General features: G+C 74.9%; 15 protein-coding genes. 5 read left to right on the forward strand and 10 right to left on the reverse strand.

Translation table 11 applies throughout. From position 1 onward, the window contains the following. Window positions 1–33: 33 nt before the first annotated feature. A complete protein-coding gene (locus ACI79F_RS09945; RefSeq protein WP_456544411.1) occupies window positions 34–408 on the reverse strand; it encodes a winged helix-turn-helix transcriptional regulator in 375 nt (124 codons plus the stop codon). 107 nt (window positions 409–515) lie between these two features. On the opposite strand from ACI79F_RS09945, the gene ACI79F_RS09950 reads away from it, so the two are divergent. Further along, the gene (locus ACI79F_RS09950; protein ID WP_456578898.1) at window positions 516–1,172 is read left to right on the forward strand and encodes an FMN-dependent NADH-azoreductase; all 657 of its coding nucleotides are present in this window, start codon (window positions 516–518) and stop codon (window positions 1,170–1,172) included. Window positions 1,173–1,186: 14 nt separating this feature from the next. On the opposite strand, the gene ACI79F_RS09955 is transcribed toward ACI79F_RS09950, so the two are convergent. From ACI79F_RS09955 to ACI79F_RS09965, 3 genes are all read right to left on the reverse strand, one after another. Continuing rightward, entirely contained in the window at window positions 1,187–3,787 is a 2,601-nt protein-coding gene (locus tag ACI79F_RS09955) for a SpoIIE family protein phosphatase (protein WP_456544413.1), read from the reverse strand. Window positions 3,788–3,945: 158 nt separating this feature from the next. Next, window positions 3,946–4,713: a peroxide stress protein YaaA gene (gene yaaA, locus ACI79F_RS09960; protein WP_456544414.1), complete on the reverse strand. Its 768-nt coding sequence runs from the start codon at window positions 4,711–4,713 to the stop codon at window positions 3,946–3,948. Between the two features lie 37 nt (window positions 4,714–4,750). Beyond that, a complete protein-coding gene (locus tag ACI79F_RS09965) occupies window positions 4,751–5,851 on the reverse strand; it encodes a spore photoproduct lyase family protein (protein WP_456544415.1) in 1,101 nt (366 codons plus the stop codon). 92 nt (window positions 5,852–5,943) lie between these two features. On the opposite strand from ACI79F_RS09965, the gene ACI79F_RS09970 reads away from it, so the two are divergent. After that, window positions 5,944–6,558 (forward strand): GNAT family N-acetyltransferase, encoded by a 615-nt coding sequence (locus ACI79F_RS09970; protein WP_456544416.1) that lies wholly within the window; start codon window positions 5,944–5,946, stop codon window positions 6,556–6,558. A gap of 64 nt (window positions 6,559–6,622) precedes the next feature. Here the strand turns inward: ACI79F_RS09970 and ACI79F_RS09975 are convergent, their stop codons facing one another. Beyond that, complete coding sequence (locus tag ACI79F_RS09975) at window positions 6,623–7,144, reverse strand: MarR family winged helix-turn-helix transcriptional regulator (protein WP_456544417.1); 522 nt, start codon at window positions 7,142–7,144, stop codon at window positions 6,623–6,625. 110 nt (window positions 7,145–7,254) lie between these two features. Between ACI79F_RS09975 and ACI79F_RS09980 the strand changes: the two genes are divergently transcribed. Further along, complete coding sequence (locus ACI79F_RS09980) at window positions 7,255–8,046, forward strand: SDR family NAD(P)-dependent oxidoreductase (RefSeq protein WP_456544418.1); 792 nt, start codon at window positions 7,255–7,257, stop codon at window positions 8,044–8,046. Between the two features lie 57 nt (window positions 8,047–8,103). Here the strand turns inward: ACI79F_RS09980 and ACI79F_RS09985 are convergent, their stop codons facing one another. Then, a complete protein-coding gene (locus ACI79F_RS09985; RefSeq protein ID WP_456544419.1) occupies window positions 8,104–8,907 on the reverse strand; it encodes an exodeoxyribonuclease III in 804 nt (267 codons plus the stop codon). A gap of 125 nt (window positions 8,908–9,032) precedes the next feature. On the opposite strand from ACI79F_RS09985, the gene ACI79F_RS09990 reads away from it, so the two are divergent. After that, window positions 9,033–10,658 carry an LCP family protein gene (locus ACI79F_RS09990; protein ID WP_456544420.1) on the forward strand — a complete coding sequence of 542 codons (1,626 nt, stop codon included), beginning with the start codon at window positions 9,033–9,035 and terminating at the stop codon, window positions 10,656–10,658. A 21-nt stretch (window positions 10,659–10,679) separates the two neighbouring features. Here the strand turns inward: ACI79F_RS09990 and ACI79F_RS09995 are convergent, their stop codons facing one another. Further along, a complete protein-coding gene (locus ACI79F_RS09995) occupies window positions 10,680–11,912 on the reverse strand; it encodes a hypothetical protein (RefSeq protein ID WP_456544421.1) in 1,233 nt (410 codons plus the stop codon). Window positions 11,913–12,073: 161 nt separating this feature from the next. Between ACI79F_RS09995 and ACI79F_RS10000 the strand changes: the two genes are divergently transcribed. Next, window positions 12,074–12,274 carry a hypothetical protein gene (locus tag ACI79F_RS10000; protein WP_456544422.1) on the forward strand — a complete coding sequence of 67 codons (201 nt, stop codon included), beginning with the start codon at window positions 12,074–12,076 and terminating at the stop codon, window positions 12,272–12,274. Window positions 12,275–12,328: 54 nt separating this feature from the next. On the opposite strand, the gene ACI79F_RS10005 is transcribed toward ACI79F_RS10000, so the two are convergent. The 3 genes from ACI79F_RS10005 to ACI79F_RS10015 form a co-directional block, all read right to left on the reverse strand. Next, window positions 12,329–13,540 (reverse strand): acyl-CoA dehydrogenase family protein, encoded by a 1,212-nt coding sequence (locus ACI79F_RS10005; RefSeq protein ID WP_456544423.1) that lies wholly within the window; start codon window positions 13,538–13,540, stop codon window positions 12,329–12,331. 222 nt (window positions 13,541–13,762) lie between these two features. Continuing rightward, a complete protein-coding gene (locus tag ACI79F_RS10010) occupies window positions 13,763–14,230 on the reverse strand; it encodes a DUF4383 domain-containing protein (RefSeq protein ID WP_456544424.1) in 468 nt (155 codons plus the stop codon). Between the two features lie 230 nt (window positions 14,231–14,460). Then, window positions 14,461–16,107 carry a carbamoyltransferase family protein gene (locus tag ACI79F_RS10015; protein ID WP_456544425.1) on the reverse strand — a complete coding sequence of 549 codons (1,647 nt, stop codon included), beginning with the start codon at window positions 16,105–16,107 and terminating at the stop codon, window positions 14,461–14,463. Window positions 16,108–16,198: the final 91 nt, after the last annotated feature.

Genomic DNA, 16,198 nt, shown 5'->3' on the forward strand with positions numbered 1-16,198 from the left:
GTCGGGGAGGGCTCCTGGCCCCGGTGCCGGCCGCTAGGCCGACGGTGTCGCGGCCTCGGCCTCCTCGGTGCACCGCTCGGCGGGCAGGTTGGTGCGCGCCCAGGCGGTGAGCTGGTCGAGCACCGGCGACAGGGCGGCCCCCGCGTCGGTGAGCGCGTAGGTCACCGCGACCGGCGGCCCTGCGTCGACCGCGCGGTGCACCAGGCCGGCCGCGGCCAGCTCGCTCAGCCGGTCCGACAGCACCGAGTCGCTGATCCCGCCGACGGCCCGGCGCAGCCCGCTGAACGAGGCGGGCCCCGTCCGCAGCACCCCGATGATCAGTCCGTTCCAGCGCTTGCCCAGGAAGCCGAAGGCCCGGCTGAGGGCGTCGTCGCACGCCTGCGGCGTGTGCAGGACCTCCTCGGGCACGCCGCCATCGTAGGTGGCACCCGCAACCGTGCGCTCCGGAAATCGAAGTGCTAGCTTTCTCGTAGTGCTAGCAAAGAGCTAGTCGCTACGTCATGAGGAGCGTCGCCATGTCGCTGTTCCGGTTGGACGCCAGCATCCGCGTCGAGGGATCGGCCAGCCGCGAGATCGCGGACATCGTCGAGGCCGGTTGGCGGGCCGGCGACCCGTCCGCCCCCGTCGTCCGCCGCCACCTCGGCACCGAGCCGGTGCCCGCCACCGCCTGGGGTGCCGCCGTCGCCGGCTCCGGCCTGCTCCCCGACCGGCGCAGTCCCGAGCAGGCGGAGGCGGTGGCGCTCGCGGCGACGCTCACCGACGAGCTCCTCGACGCCGAGGCGCTGCTGTTCGCCGTCCCGCTCTACAACTTCGGCGTCTCGCAGCACTTCAAGACCTGGGTGGACCTCGTGCTCACCGACCCGCGGATGGCCCCCGGCGGCGAGTCGCCGCTGGCCGGGCGCCCGGCGGTGCTGGTGACGGTCCGGGGCGGCAACTACTCCGCCGGCACGCCGCGGGAGGGCTGGGACCACGCCACCGGTTGGATGCGCCGGATCCTCGCCGACGTCTGGCAGCTCGACCTGCGGGTGGTGGAGCGCGAGTTCACGCTCGTGGGCGTCAACCCCGCGCTGGACTCCTTCACCGACGTGGCCGCCGAGCTGAAGGCCGCGGCGGAGCGGGAGGCTGCCGTCCACGGCCCGCACCTGCTCGGCCGCCAGCCCGCGGCCGCCTGAGGGGTCGGGGCCCCTCAGCCGGAGGCGGGGTCGTCCGGGACGACGTCGGGCACCCGGTTGGGGCCGGCCTCGACCGGGCGCGGCCGGTCCTGCGGGTGCAGCCGGACGGCGACCACCGCGACGTCGTCCTCCGGGCGGCCGTCGACCAGCCGCTCCAGCACCTCGTCGAGCAGCTGCTCCAGGGACCGGTCGGCCAGGTCCGCCAGCGCCTCCCGCAGCCGGCGGACGCCGGTGTCGAGGTCGGAGTCGCGCCGCTCGACCAGGCCGTCGGTGTAGAGCAGCACCGTGGCGCCGCGGTCGAGGGTCACCACCGACTCCTGGCGGACCGCGCCGGAGTCGACGCCGAGCATGAGGTCGCCGTGCCAGGAGGCCAGGTCGGCGACGCTCCCGTCGGGCTGCAGCACCAGCGGCGGCAGGTGCCCGGCGTTGGCCCAGCGCAGCCGGGTGACCCCGCGGGCCCGCTCGTCGTCGGTCTGCTCCAGCCGGGCGACGGCCGCGGTGGCCAGCACCTGGGTGTTCAGCACCGCCATGGAGGCGTCCAGCCCGCGCAGCACCTCGGCGGGCGCGGCGTCGCTGTAGGTCGCGATGCCGCGCAGCAGGGCGCGCAGGTGGCCCATCGCGGCCGCCGCCTCCGTGTCGTGGCCGACGACGTCGCCGATCACCAGCATGGTCGCGCCGCAGGGCTGCAGGAAGGCGTCGTACCAGTCGCCGCCGACCCGGGCCGCCTCGGCGGCCGGCAGGTAACGCACCGCGACCTGGGCGTGGTCGGGCTCGGGCGGCTCGGTGAGCAGGCTGCGCTGCAGGCCCTCGGCGAGCTGCTGCTGCTGGCGGTAGAGGCGGGCGTTGTCCAGCGCCAGCCCGGCGCGGTCGGCGACGTCCTGGGCGGTCGCGACGTCCTCCTGGCGCGGCGTCCAGCCCCGCCGGAAGAACAGGGTGAGGACGCCGAGAGTCCGCCCGCGGGCGCGCAGCGGCAGGGCCACCCCGCCCTCGGGGTCGAGCAGCTCGAGGGTGTCGTGCGCCTCGCCGGGCGGCAGCATCGCCAGCACCTCGCGGCAGGAGGCGTGCACCGGCTCGCCGGACAGCAGTGCCCGCCCGACCGGCGCCGTCGCCGGCATGGCGTCGAGGCGGGCCGCCGCGTAGCGGGCGACCAGCGGGCGCTGGGCGGGGTCGGCGTGCCAGTGCCCGACGTCGCGGGTGCGCCCGTCGTCGTCGACGAGGCTGACGATGCACCAGTCGGCCAGCGCCGGGACGACCAGCCGCGGCAGGTGCGCGGTGGCGACGGTGGCGTCCAGCGTGCCGGCCAGCTCGGAGCTGACCTGGGCCAGCAGGGCCAGCCGCTGCGCGGAGCGCTCGGCGCGGTCCTGGACCTGCCGGCGCTCGGTGACCTCGACGAAGTAGACGGACAGGCCCTCCGGGCTCGGCCAGGCGCGCACCTCGTACCAGCCGTCCAGCGGCGGCGGGTAGTAGGCGTCGAAGGCGGCGGGGCGCCCGGTGCGGACGGCGGTGCGGTACTGCTCCTCGAAGACGCTGTTGACCGCGGCCGGGAAGGCCTCCCAGAGCAGCTCGCCGAGCAGCTCGTCCCGGGAGTGCCCGAGCAGCCGCTCGGCCTCGGCGTTGACGTAGCTGAAGCGCCAGTCCCGGTCCAGCGAGTAGAAGCCGGCCGGCATGGCCTCCAGGACGCGGGTCACGCGCACGTCCTCGGCCCGGAGGTCGGTGGTGTCGTAGGCGGCGCCGATCACCCGGGCCGCGGCGCCGTCCCCGTCGGCGATCGCCCGGCCGCGGGCCTGCACCCAGCGGGTCTCGCCGGTGGGCAGGGCGACCCGGTACTCGGCCTCGTACTCCCCCCGGGTCTCGATCGCCGCCTGCAGCGCCTCGGACACCCGGGCCCGGTCGTCGGGGTGCACCCGCGCGGTGAAGCCGTCGATCGTCGAGTCGAACTCGCCCGGCGCGTAGCCGAACATCTCCGTCAGCCGGTCGTCCCAGGCCAGCTCGCCGGTCCGCAGGTCCCAGTCGAAGGCGCCGACGCCGCCGGCGTCGACGGCCATCTGCCAGCCCAGCCGGACCCGCTCGTACTCGCGCACCAGCGCGGACAGCTCGAGCTCCGCGGTCGCGGAGGCGGCGAGCTGGGCCAGGAGCGCGACGTCGGCGTCGGACCAGTCCCGCGGCTGCGGGTCGAAGACGCACAGGGTGCCCACGGCCCGGCCGTCGGCGCCGGCCAGTGGCGCGCCCAGGTAGGCGCCGATGCCGGTGGCCCGGTGCAGGTCGCGGACGCGCGGGTCGGCGGCGGCGTCCCCGATCGCCAGCGGCGCCCGGCCGGCGACGGCGAGGCCGCAGAAGGACTCCTCGACCGGCCTCTCGGTGCCCACGGTGGGCACCGCGTCACCGGCGCCGCCGGCCACCAGCAGGACGTCGTCGACGAGCGAGATCTGCGCCGACCGCGCGCCGAGCAGCCGCGCGGCGAGCTCGGTGATCCGGTCGAGGGCCGGGTTGCCGGCGTCGGCGGGGCGCAGCCGCGCCGCGGCACGGACCCGTTCGGGGTCCGACCGGACGGCCGCGGCGGCGCGGGCGGTCGCCCGGCCGTCGGCGGCGGGCTCCGGCCGCTCGGGGTCGTGCACGGTTCTCCTCAGCCCCGAGGGCGTGGGGTCGGCGCGGCCGATCCGTCGCTGGGGCCCGCGGTGTCGGTTCCTGTTATGTCACGGCGGCTCCGTTGCGAGCAACGGCCGCAACGGAAAAGATCCGTCACATCACGCAGCGTGGTCACATGCGTCCCACGTCAGGCCCGGCGCGGAACGACCTCCGCCGCGGGGACGACGAGCGTGAGCGCCGTCCCGCCGTCGTGCTCCACCCGCAGGCCGGCCCGCCGCAGCAGCGCCCGCAGCCGGACGACGTCGCCGGGCTCGGCGGTCGTGGTGGCCAGCAGCCGGGCGACCCGGCCCTTGTGCGCCTTGTTGAAGTGGCTGACCACGGAGCGGGAGCCGTCGGGGCGCTCGCTGAGGACGTCGACGGTCACCGCGCCCGGGACCGGGGCGAGCGCCTGGTAGGAGCCGCTGCGCAGGTCGACGACGAGCTCCCCCGCCGCGGCGAGGGCGGGGGCGAGCACCGGCTTCCACAGCGTCCGCAGCGTGGGCTGGCCGGGCAGCACGCTGCCCGCCGAGAGCCGGTAGGCCGGGATGGCGTCGGTGCCGCGGACCAGCCCGAACAGCGCCGAGCCGACTGCGAGCCGCCGGTCCGCGCGGGCCCGCTGCGCGCGGGTCAGCGACCGCACGTCGAGCGCGTCGTAGAGGACGCCGGTGTAGCGGTCCAGCGCCGGCAGGGTGGGGGCGGTGCGCAGCACGGCGTTGCGGGCGGCCTCGGCGGCCTGCTTCTCGGACAGGCCGAGCACCTTGCACGCCAGGGCCGGGTCGGCGGCCAGCTCGACCAGCGCGCCGACCAGCCGCTCGCGCACCGGCGTGAGCTCGGGCGTGGCCAGCGCGGCCAGGTCGAGCGGGGCGCCGTCGCCGCCGGGGTGCTTGGTCTCCGACGGGGGCAGCAGTACGAGCACGGGGGACCAGGCTACGGGCGCGGCCCCCGCGCGTGCCTCAGGTCCAGTAGAGGAGGCGGGCGCCGGGCAGGCGGGCCGGGAACTCGCGCTCGAACCAGCCGCGCAGCTCGGCCATCGTCTCCCTCGGGTAGACGTGCTTCACCGCGCCGAACCTCCCGCGCTTGGTCGTGCGCCGCTCCTCGTCCATCTCCAGCCTCGTCCGCGGGTACCAGTCGAGCAGGGTCTGCTTCGAGCCGGGCGTGAACCGGTGGGTGATGCACTCCACGGTGAGGTCGTGCCCGGCCGGGACGGCGGCGGCGACGGCGTCGAGCAGGGCGCCGTACTCCTCCCGCCAGCCGTCGACGGGCATGATCGGCGCGATCGTCAGGCCGACCGGGTAACCGGCCGCGGCGACCGCCGACAGCGCACGCAGCCGGGCGGGCACCCGCGCCGTGGCGCCCTCGAACCGGCGGTCGACCGAGGCCGCGTTGACCGAGAAGCGCAGCCGGGTGCGGCCGCCGTGGGGGAGGTCGAGCAGGCCGGCGACGTCGTCGAACTTGGTCGTCGCGCGCAGCTGCACGGGGCCGGGCCACGCGTGGGTGCCGAAGTGCTCGACCATCCGCGCCAGCCCGCCGGTCAGGTGCTCGATCGCGAGCGGGTCGGTGTAGCAGGACGCCTCGAACGTCGTCCCCTCGGCGCCGCGCCCGGCGGTACCGGACGTGACGGCGCCGCGCCCCACGTAGCGGTCCAGGCCGGCGATCACCTCGTCGAGGTCGGCCCAGACGCGGGTGATCGGCGGGCCGGACAGCGACCCGGCGAGGTAGCAGTACTGGCAGTGCGCCGGGCAGCCCTCGGCCAGGTCGAGCCGGAAGTCCGCCGACGGCGGGATGGGCTGCAGCGCCCGCTTGGACGGCGGCGGCACGACGAGGGCCAGCGTGTCCTTGGCGGCCATGAACGCCGCCCGGTCGCCGTCCCCGCGCAGGTCGGGGAGCCGGTCGCCGCGCAGCAGGTCGACGGCGTCCACCCCGGCGGCCTCGAGGCGGGCGAGGACGCGCTGCCCGTGCGGCCGCTCGGCGGCCGAGCGGGTGACGAGGACGCGCGAGGGGGTCCAGAGGCGGGAGGGCGGGGGAGCGAGCGGGGCGAGCACCGGGGTGGTCATCGCCCGGTACAACACCGCCGGGGGGTGGCGTCCGCCCAGCTCAGGGCGTGAACTGGCCCACCCGGAGCGCCGTCGGCCACTAGCCTCCGGCCATGCCCGCGCGCCCCCGGTACCCGGCCGGCACCGAGCCGGTGGTGGACGTCCGCCCCGCGGTGGGGCGGTTCGACGACTTCGCGACGGTGGTCGGCACCCAGCGGCCCGGCGCGGAGGGCTGCTGGTGCATGGCCTACCGGGACAGCCGCGTCCCGAACGCCGAGCGGCCGGCGTACATGCGGTCGGAGTGCGCGGCCGAGCCCGGCCCCGGCGTCCTGGTCTACGTCGACGACGTCGTCGCCGGCTGGTGCTCGATCGCCCCGCGGGCGAGCTACCGGCGGCTGCTGAACTCGCGCACCATCCCGGTGCTCGACGACCGCGACGCCTGGGTCGCCGTCTGCTTCGTCGTGCGGGCCGGCTACCGCGGGCACGGGCTGATGCACGCCTTGCTGCGCGGCGCCGTCGAGCACGCGGCGGCGCACGGGGCGGAGGTGGTGGAGGGCTACCCGGTCGAGGCCGGCGAGGGCCGGGTCGACGTCATCTCCGGATACGTGGGCACCGTCGAGCTGTTCGAGCGGGCCGGGTTCGAGCGCGCGGCGCCCACGACCGGCCGCAGCGGCGGCCGGGCGCGGTGGGTGATGCGGCGGGAGGTCGGCCGCCCAGCCCGACGATGACCGGGGTCTGACTCCGTCGAGGAGTCCGGACTGCGGGAGGGCCGCCGTGGCGGGCTCGAGGGACTCAGCCGTGGCCGTCCGTGTCAGCCGGGGTCTCCGCCCCGGGGGCTCGCCAGGGCTGCACCGGGCTGGCCGCGGTCAGGATGCGCCGGGTCATCTCCCGGAGCTGCTGGCGCTGGGCTGCGGTCAAGGGCGTGAGGACCAGCTGCCGGACGGTCGCGACGTGCCCCGGCGTGGCCTGGTCGACCTTGTCCTGTCCGAGGTCGGTGAGGGTGGCGAGGGTGTAGCGCCCGTCGGTCGGATCGACCGCGCGGACGACCCACTGCCGTCGTTCCAGACGGGTGACGGCGCGCGACAGCCTGGTCAGCGTGCTGTTCGCGTAGCCCGCGAGCACGCTCAGCCGCAGCGTCCGGTCCGGGGCGGAGGACAGCGCGTAGAGCAGGCCGTACTCGAAGTGCGTCAGACCGGCGTCGCGCTGCAACTGGGCGTCCAGCAGGGCCGGCAACCACTCCAGCACCGTGGCGAGACCCGACCAGGTGCGCAGCTCGTCGTCGTCGAATCCGGCTGCTCCGGAGAGCTCACTCATGGGAGGGGCGGCTGGAGTGGCGCATGCACGCAGACTAGATCACTTGCCTGAGCAAGTCATGTGTACTGTCACTTGCTCAAGCAAGTCACGAGCGGCGAGATGGGGCGGACATGGATCTGCGGTTGCGGGGCAAGCGGGCGTTCATCAGCGGCTCGACACGGGGCATCGGCCATGCCGTCGCCCGGGCACTCGCGGCCGAGGGCGCTGCCGTCGTCCTCCACGGCCGCACGCGCGAGAGCGTCGACGACGCCGTCCGCCGTCTCCGCGCGGACGGGTACGGCGTCGACGTGTCGGGTGTCGCGGGTGACGTCGCGGACGACGCCCAGGCCGGCCGCCTGCTGGAGGCCGTCGGCGATGTCGACGTCCTGGTGAACAACGTCGGGATCTTCGAGGTCACGCCCTTCGCGGCGATCGCGGACGAGGACTGGCGTCGGGTCGTCGACGTGAACCTGATGAGCGCCGTGCGGCTCTCGCGACGGTTGCTGCCGGGCATGCTCGAGCGAGGGTGGGGACGCATCGTCATGGTGAGCAGCGAGTCGGGGGTCGACGTCCCGGCAGACATGATCCACTACGGCGTGAGCAAGGCCGCGATGCTCGCGCTGGGCAACGGCCTCGCCAAGCTCACCCGGGGCACCGAGGTCACGGTCAACACCGTGCTCGGGGGCCCGACGTACAGCGACGGCGTCGCGTCCGCCGTTCGCCACGTCGCCGACCTGCACGGGCTGTCGGAGGACGACATGAAGGCCGCCATCGCCGCCGGCAACACGACCTCGCTCGTGCAGCGCTTCCTGACGCCCGCCGAGCTGGCGAACCTGGTCGCGTACCTCGCCAGCCCGCTCTCCTCGGCCACCAACGGCGGGGCGCTCCGTGCGGACGGGGGCCGCCTGGTCCAGGTCCTCTGACGTGCAGCAGAGCCGGATCCCGTGCCCGGGATGTGCCCCGACCCGGGGAGCGGTCCGCTAGTCGGCCAGCTCGACGACGACCGGGGCGTGGTCGCTGGCGCCCTTGCCCTTGCGCTCCTCGCGGTCGATGCGCGCGCCGGACACCCGCCGGGCCAGCGCGGGGGAGCCGAGCACGAAGTCGATCCGCATGCCCTCGCGGCGGGGGAACCGCAGCTGGGTGTAGTCCCAGTACGTGTACACGCCCGGGCCGGGGGTGTACGGGCGGACGACGTCGGCGTAGCCGGCCTCGACGACGGCGCGGAACGCCTCCCGCTCGGGCGGCGAGACGTGGGTCGAGTGGCTGAAGACCGACATGTCCCACACGTCGTCGTCCTGCGGGGCGATGTTCCAGTCGCCGACGAGCGCGATCTGCGCGTCGGCGTCCTCGGTCAGCCAGCCGCCGGCCGAGACCCGCAGCGCCTCCAGCCAGGCCAGCTTGTAGTCCAGGTGCGGATCGCCGAGCTGGCGGCCGTTGGGCACGTACAGGCTCCACACCCGCACGCCGCCGCAGGTGGCGCCCAGCGCGCGGGCCTCCGGCGCGGGGTCGAGGCCCTCCTTGGCCGCCCACGACGGCATGCCGGGGAAGCCGACCTGCACGTCGGTCAGGCCGACCCGGGACAGCACCGCGACGCCGTTCCACTGCGAGAGGCCGACGTGCGCGGACTCGTACCCGAGCTCGCGGAACCGGTCCTCGGGGAACTGGTCGTCGCGGCACTTCGTCTCCTGGATGGCCAGGACGTCGACGTCCGAGCGCTGCAGCCAGGCGACCACCCGGTCGACGCGGGAGCGGATCGAGTTCACGTTCCAGGTGGCCAAGCGCACGCCTGACGAGCTTACGGATGCACCTCGGAGGGGTAATCGCCCCTCGTCGCGTGCGGGCCCGACCCCGGTGACCTGGACAGATGGGACGATGGCGGGATGAGCAGCTGGCGCGTGGGAGTGCGTGCGTGACGGACGCCGACGACGCGACCCGGCCGATCGGGTCCCCCCGGGCCGGGCTGCCCCCCGTTCCGGCTGCCGTGCCGTCCCGGCGCCGCCGGCCGCCTGCCGGGCCGACCGCGGGGACGGCCGCGGGGACGGCCGGCCGCCGTCCCCGCCGCTTCGGCTCCGCGCTGGCCTGGACCGTCGCCAACGCCGTCGTCCCCGGCACGGGACTCCTGGCGGCCGGGCGCCGCCGGACCGGGGCCGTGGTGCTCGTCCTGTTCCTGCTGCTGGTCGGCGGTCTCGCCTGGCTGGCGACGGAGGGCCGCCGGACGGCGCTGGGCATCGCCTTCGACACCGCGCAGCTGCGCTGGCTGCTGGCCGGGGTGGTGGCCGTTGCCGTCCTGTGGGCGCTGGTGGTGGTGCTCGGCTACCGGGCGCTGCTGCCGCGGCCGACCTCGAGGTCGAAGCACGTGGTGGGTGCGCTGCTCGTGGCCGCCCTCGTCGTCGGCATCGGCTACCCGGCGTACCTGGTCGGGCAGTTCGCGGTCGCGCAGAGCGGGCTGATCGACGACGTCTTCGCCGACGACCGGGAGTCCGCCACGGTGGTCGACGAGCCGGACCCCTTCGGCGACCAGGAGCGCGTCAACGTGCTGCTCCTCGGCGGCGACGGCGGCGAGGGCCGCGAGGGCGTGCGCACCGACACCGTCATCGTGGCCAGCATCGACACCGACAGCGGGGACACGGTGCTGTTCAGCCTGCCCCGCAACCTCGAGGACCTGCCGTTCCCCGAGGACAGCCCGCTCGCCGAGGTCTACCCCGACGGGTTCGAGGGCAGCACGGAGAGCGAGGGGCTGCTCAACGCCGTCTACCGCAACGGCCCGGCCGCGTACCCGGACATCCTGGGGCCGACCGACGACCCGGGCGCGGACTTCCTCAAGCTCGGCGTCGGCGAGGCGCTCGGGCTGACCATCGACTACTTCGTGCTGGTCAACCTCGACGGCTTCGCCCGGCTGGTCGACGCGCTCGGCGGCATCACGGTCAACGTCAACTACTACGTGCCGATCAACGGCATCAACGGGGAGGAGCTCCCGGACGACTACATCGCCCCGGGCCCCGACCAGCACATGGACGGCTTCACCGCGCTGCAGTTCGCCCGCGGCCGGTACGGGCTGACCGACTACGACCGGATGGCGCGCCAGCGCTGCACGATCGACGCGATCATCGACGCGGCCGACCCGCTCACCCTGCTGCAGGACTACCAGGAGCTGGCCTCGGCGACGTCGGACATCGTCAGCACCGACATCCCGCGCTCGGCCCTCGACGACTTCGTCACCCTCGGCGACCGGGTCAAGGACGCCCAGGTGACCAGCGTCGTCTTCGACAACAGCGTCATCGACCCGGCCTATCCGGACTACGACGCGATGAAGGTGATCGTGCTGGGCGCGCTGTCGCCGGCCCCGCTGCCGTCCACGACGCCCGAGAGCGAGGCGCCGGGCGGCAGCGAGGCCCCGGAGACCTCCGCGGCGCCGACGGACGGCGAGACGCCCCCGGCCGCCCCGATCGCCGACGTGGGCGACGCCTGCGCCTACGACGCGGAGCAGGCCGCGGAGGCGATCGCCGCCGGCGAGCCCCCGAGCAAGGCGGACTAGGCGCCGGGCCGGTCGGCGGCGTCAGAAGGGCGCGTCGGCGAACCAGGCGGCGTCCAGCTCCTCGTGGCTGTGCCCGTCCCAGTCGACGCGGAGCACGAACAGCTCCAGGTCGCCGTCGTAGAAGGTGACGTACCGCCACGTGGCGGGCCCGGGCGGGCTGAGGACCAGGTCGCCCTCGGCCGGCCCGTCGCCGTAGGACCAGGTCGTCTGCGGCCCGCCCAGGCCGCGGGCGCCGTCGACCTCGGCGTCGCGGGCTGCGGCGTCGGCGTACTGCAGGACCCGCAGCCGGATCCCGTTCGGGTAGGCGCAGGAGACGACCGCCAGCTCGCCGTCGGGGGTGTCCCGGTCGCAGGAGGCGTCCTGCCAGGCGACGCTCCCGGGCCGGGTCCCGACCAGGTCGGGGAAGGCCTCGCCGATCTCGTAGGCCTCCTGCCACGGGCCGCGCGCGAAGAAGGTCAGGTCGATGGAGGTGCGGCTGCCGGCGCCGTCCTCGTCGACCGCGGTCAGCCCGTAGGCGTGGTCGCCGAGGGGCACGTCCCGGTCGACGTACGGGCTCTCGAGGAGGGCGTCGTCGAGCAGGGTGCCGTCGCGGGTGATCTCGTAGCGGTCGGCGCCGGCCACCGGCGTCCAGTCGAGGACGACGTCCGTGCCGTCGCTGGTCGCGCCGAAGTCGGTGAGCGGGTCGAGCGGGGTGACGACCGGGCCGGTCTCGACCGACTCGGACCGGTCGCCGTCGTCGTCGAGCGCGGTGACGGCGTACCGCTGCTCCGTGCCGCCCGGTGCGTCCGTATCCAGGTAGGTGGTCTCCGCGGTCGTGCCCAGGATCTCGTCCCCGCGGCGCACCTCGTACTCCGTGGCGCCGTCGGCGGGGCGCCAGGTGACGGCGACGGCGTCGTCGGCGACGGCGGCCTGGACGGCGGTCGGCGCGTCCACCTGCCGGGTCAGCAGGAACACGGTCACCGCGGCGGCCACGACGACGGCGAGCAGCGCGGCGCCCAGCGCCCACCACAGCCGCGTGCGGGCCTGCCGGCCGCCGCCGCCGCCGGCGGGGGCCGGGCCGGCCGGCGGCTGCTGGGGCGTCCACGCGGGTTGCCGGGGCGACCAGGCGGCTGGCTGCGGGGACCCGGTGGGTGGCTGCGCTGACCAGGCGGGTGGCTCAGGTGACCAGGCCCGCGGCGGTGGCGCCTGCGGCGGTGACTGCGGAGACCAGGCGGGTGGCGGGCCCCAGGCGGGCCGGCCGTGCGGATCGCTCATCGGGCCCCCCTCGTGCCGGGTGCCGTCACGCTACGTCACCGGTCCGCCGGGGTCAGCCCGCCGGCCCGGCGCGTTGTCACGCGGCCGGCTGCTCGCGTGGCGGGCCGCGGTGACCCGGACCACACTCCGGCGGTGAGCACCACGCCGGGACGGAGGACCTCGTGAAGCTGAAGAAGCAGGACCTGATCGAGACGCTGCGCACGGAGGGCGACCACGACACCGCGGACAAGGTGGCGGCGCAGCTGCCCGACGAGATCGACACCGACGGCGACTCCGCCGCGCTGGAGGCGGTCGGCCTGGACCGCACCCAGCTGCTGGCCAAGCTGGCCGGCGGCTCGCTGGGGACGACGCTGAGCCCCTGACGTCCCGGAGGGCCACGGCGCGGGCGACCGCGCCGTGGCCCTCCGTCGGGGCGGTCAGCCGGTGAAGGGACGCTCCCGGGCGAGCTCCTCCTTGGCCACGCCGCGGATGTGGACCGCGTCGGGCCCGTCGACGATGCGCAGGGTGCGGGCGCTCGCGTAGAAGCGGGCGAGGACGGTGTCGTTGCTGACGCCGGCGCCGCCGTGCACCTGGATGGCCCGGTCGATGACGTCCAGGGCGACGCGGGGGGCGGCGACCTTGATCGCGGAGATCTCGGTCTTGGCGCCCTTGGCCCCGTACTTGTCGATCAGGTCGGCGGTCTTGAGCACGTAGAGCCGTGCCTGGTCGATCTCGATGCGCGACAGGGCGATCGCCTCGCGGACGGTGCCCTGGTCGGCCAGCGGGCGGCCGAAGGCGACGCGGTTCTTCGTCCGCTCCACCATGAGGGCCAGGGCGCGCTCGGCCATGCCGATCGCGCGCATGCAGTGGTGGATGCGGCCGGGCCCGAGGCGCGCCTGGGCGATCATGAAGCCGTCGCCCTCGCCGGCGAGGATGTTGCTGACCGGCACCCGGACGTCGGTGAAGCGCAGCTCCGAGTGCCCGTGCTGGTCCTGGTACCCGAAGACCGGCAGGTGCCGGATGATCTCCAGGCCCGGGGTGTCGCGGGGGACGAGCACCATCGACTGCTGCCGGTGCGGGGCGCCCTCGGGGTCGGTCTTGCCCATGACGATGAAGATCTGGCAGCGCTCGTCGGCGGCGCCGCTGGTCCACCACTTGCGGCCGTTGATCACGTACTCGTCGCCGTCGCGGACGATCGACGTCTGGATGTTGCGGGCGTCGGAGGAGGCGACGTCCGGCTCGGTCATGGCGAAGCCGGACCGGATCTCGCCCTCGAGCAGCGGCTCGAGCCACCGCGACTTCTGCTCGGGCGTGCCGAACAGCATGAGCGTCTCCATGTTGCCCGTGTCGGGCGCGCCCACGTTCATCGCCTCGGGGGCGATGACCGGCGACCAGCCGGTGATCTCGGCGACGGAGGCGTACTCGAGGTTGGTCAGGCCGCCGAGCTCGTGGTGGAAGAGGTTCCACAGGCCGCGCTTGCGGGCCTCGGCCTTCAGGTCCTCGAGGACCGGCGGGTGCTCGTGGTCGTCGTGGCCGCGCTCGGCGCGCCAGGCGTCGTAGACGGGTTCGGCGGGGAACACGTGCTCGCGCATGAAGTCCCACGCGCGGGCGCAGACGTCCTCGGCCTTGGCGGAGAGGGCGAAGTCCATGAGCGGACGGTAGAGGGAGCTGACGCGGTCGGCACGACCGGGGTGGCGCTGCGGCGGGCCGACGTCCGCGCGCTCGGGAGGCGGTGGCGGCGGCCCCCGGACGCGCCGGAGCCGGGCCCCTCGGGGAGGACCCGGCTCCGGTGGGTCGTGCCGCGGCGGACCGCTCGGGTGCCGTCCCGGGCCGCACCCCGCCGTGCGCGGGGTGCGGGGACGGCGCCCGTGTCAGACGCGGGTGGAGCGGTGGTCGACCGCGGTCCGCACCGGACCGAGGGCGATCACCAGACCGACGATCGCGGTGGCGATGTGCAGCACGTTGTCCGCGGTGTTGAGGTTGAGGAAGTCCCAGTCCTCACCGACGGCGATGAGGCCGTAGACGAAGGCCGCCCCGTAGCCGACGGCCAGCAGCCAGCCGTAGGTCCGCGCCCCGGCCAGGGTGCGGGCCAGGGCGATGCCGGCGGCGCCGATCAGGATGTGCACGACGTTGTGCATCGGGTTGATCATGAACCCGAGCAGGTTGTCGTCGACGTGGTGCGCGCCGGGGAGCGCCTCGTTGCCGAAGAAGTCGCCGAAGCCGGTGATGAAGAAGCCGACGATGCCGACGAGCAGGTAGATGACGCCGAACGCCATCGCCAGCATCTGCGGCCAGGTCATGCCCGGGTGCGCTGCGCCGGTGTCGCGTGTCGATGCCATGGGTCCTCCTGGAGGAAAAGGGCCCGCCAGTGCTTGACGGGTGCGCCTCGGACCTGATACCCGCCGGAGTCCTCCGGTAACGAGAGCCCCCCGTTCGAAGGACCTTCGTTACCGGAACGTCACCCGCCGGTCCGGTCCCTGTCCTCACCGTTCGGACGCGGCCTCCCAGCCGGTTCATCGCGGGCCGCCCGGGTGCCCCGGCGGCCCGCCTCCCGGACCCGGGCCAGGCGTCAGGCGGCCAGCGTGGACCGGCTGCGCCGGACGACGAACGGCCCGATGGCCAGCAGGTCGACCGGCGCCGAACCGAAGCACTCCAGGGCGTCGCGCGGGTCGTCGACCATCGGGCGTCCGGCGGTGTTGAGGCTGGTGTTCACCACGACCGGCAGCCCGGTGCGCCGCTCGAAGCACTCCAGCATCCGGGCGACGAGGGGCTCCTCGGCGCGGTCGACGGTCTGGATCCGCGCCGTCCCGTCGACGTGGGTGACCGTCGGGATCCGGTCCGCCCACTCCTTCGCGACGTCGTGGACGAAGAGCATGTAGCGCGAGGGGATCGGGCCGCGGCTGAAGATCTCCGATGCCCGCTCGGCCAGCACCATCGGCGCCACGGGACGGAACTGCTCGCGACCCTTCACGTTGTTCATGCGCTCGAGGTTGGCCTCGTAGCCGGGGTGCGCCAGCAGCGAGCGGTGCCCCAGCGCCCGGGGACCGAACTCGCTGCGGCCCTGGAACCAGGCGACGATGCCGTTGTCCGCCAGCACCTCGGCAACGGCGTCCGCGACGTCCCGGGGGCGCTCGTACTCGATGGCCGCCGTCCTCAGCCACTGCTCGATCTCGTCGTCGGACCAGCCGCGCCCGAGGTCGGCACCGGGCATGGGCTGCGTCGTCTCGCCCAGGCCGCGGGCCACGTGCAGCGCGCTGCCCAGCGCCGTGCCGGCGTCACCCGCGGCCGGCTGCACCCAGACGTGCTCGAACGGGGTCTCGGCGAAGATGCGGGTGTTCGCGACGCAGTTGAGCGCGACGCCCCCGGCCAGGGTGAGGGTCCGGTCGCCGGTGCGCGCGTGCAGCCAGCGGGCGAGGTCCAGCAGCACCTCCTCGACGCGCTGCTGCACGCTGGCGGCCAGGTCGGCGTGGTCCTGCGTCCAGTCGTCGCCCTTGGTCAGCCGGGGGGCGTACTCGGAGAAGTCGATGCGCGGCGTGCGGAAGCCGCCGTCGTCGGTCGCCACGATCAGCTCGGACAGCTGCCCGAGGAAGCGCGGCTTGCCGTACGAGGCCATCGCCATGACCTTGAACTCGTCGCTGCTGCGCAGGAACCCGAGGTGGTCGGTCAGGTCCTCGTACAGGAGGCCGATCGAGTGCGGCAGGGCCTGCCCGGCGAGGATCTCCAGCTGCCCGTCGGTGTAGCGGCCCGCCAGGTGGCTGTGCGCCTCGCCGCGGCCGTCGAGCACCAGCACCGAGTTGTCGGCGGTGGGAGCGGCCAGCCCGGCGGACGCGGCGTGCGCCACGTGGTGCTTGACGTAGCGGACCTTGGCCGGGTCGAGGCCGGGCAGCGCGTGGGCGAGGAACTCCGGGGCCTTCTCGGCGTACATCTTCCGCATGACGTCGCCCTCGTCGAACAGGCCGGACTCCTCCGGCGAGCCCATCAGGGCGGGGTCGAACGAGTAGGCGACGGCGTCCAGGTCCTCGGGGTGCAGCCCGGCCTCGGCCAGGCACCAGGCGGCCGACAGCTCGGGCAGCTCCCACGCGCTCCACGGCAGGGGACGCTTGCCGTGCTTGCGCCTGCTGAACCGCTCCTCCTCGGCGGCGGCGACGATCCGGCCGTCGACGACCAGGGCTGCCGCCGGGTCGTGGTAGATCGCGTTGATGCCGAGGACCTTCACGCGTGCACTCCTCACTGCCGGGCACCCCGCCCGGACCTCGTGGTGATCATCGGGTCGTCGCGCCGACTCCGCAGCGCGAGTGCTCTGCCGC

The sequence above is a fragment of the Blastococcus sp. SYSU D00868 genome, assembly GCF_054050575.1.

Bases quoted from the DNA above. Each gene is read 5' to 3' on its own strand.
- ACI79F_RS09980 (WP_456544418.1), top strand. From the start codon at position 7,255: ATGGATCTGCGGTTGCGGGGCAAGCGGGCGTTCATCAGCGGCTCGACA.
- ACI79F_RS10010 (WP_456544424.1), bottom strand. From the start codon at position 14,230: ATGGCATCGACACGCGACACCGGCGCAGCGCACCCGGGCATGACCTGG.
- ACI79F_RS09965 (WP_456544415.1), bottom strand. From the start codon at position 5,851: ATGACCACCCCGGTGCTCGCCCCGCTCGCTCCCCCGCCCTCCCGCCTC.
- ACI79F_RS09975 (WP_456544417.1), bottom strand. From the start codon at position 7,144: ATGAGTGAGCTCTCCGGAGCAGCCGGATTCGACGACGACGAGCTGCGC.
- ACI79F_RS10005 (WP_456544423.1), bottom strand. From the start codon at position 13,540: ATGGACTTCGCCCTCTCCGCCAAGGCCGAGGACGTCTGCGCCCGCGCG.
- ACI79F_RS09970 (WP_456544416.1), top strand. From the start codon at position 5,944: ATGCCCGCGCGCCCCCGGTACCCGGCCGGCACCGAGCCGGTGGTGGAC.
- ACI79F_RS09950 (WP_456578898.1), top strand. From the start codon at position 516: ATGTCGCTGTTCCGGTTGGACGCCAGCATCCGCGTCGAGGGATCGGCC.
- ACI79F_RS09995 (WP_456544421.1), bottom strand. From the start codon at position 11,912: ATGAGCGATCCGCACGGCCGGCCCGCCTGGGGCCCGCCACCCGCCTGG.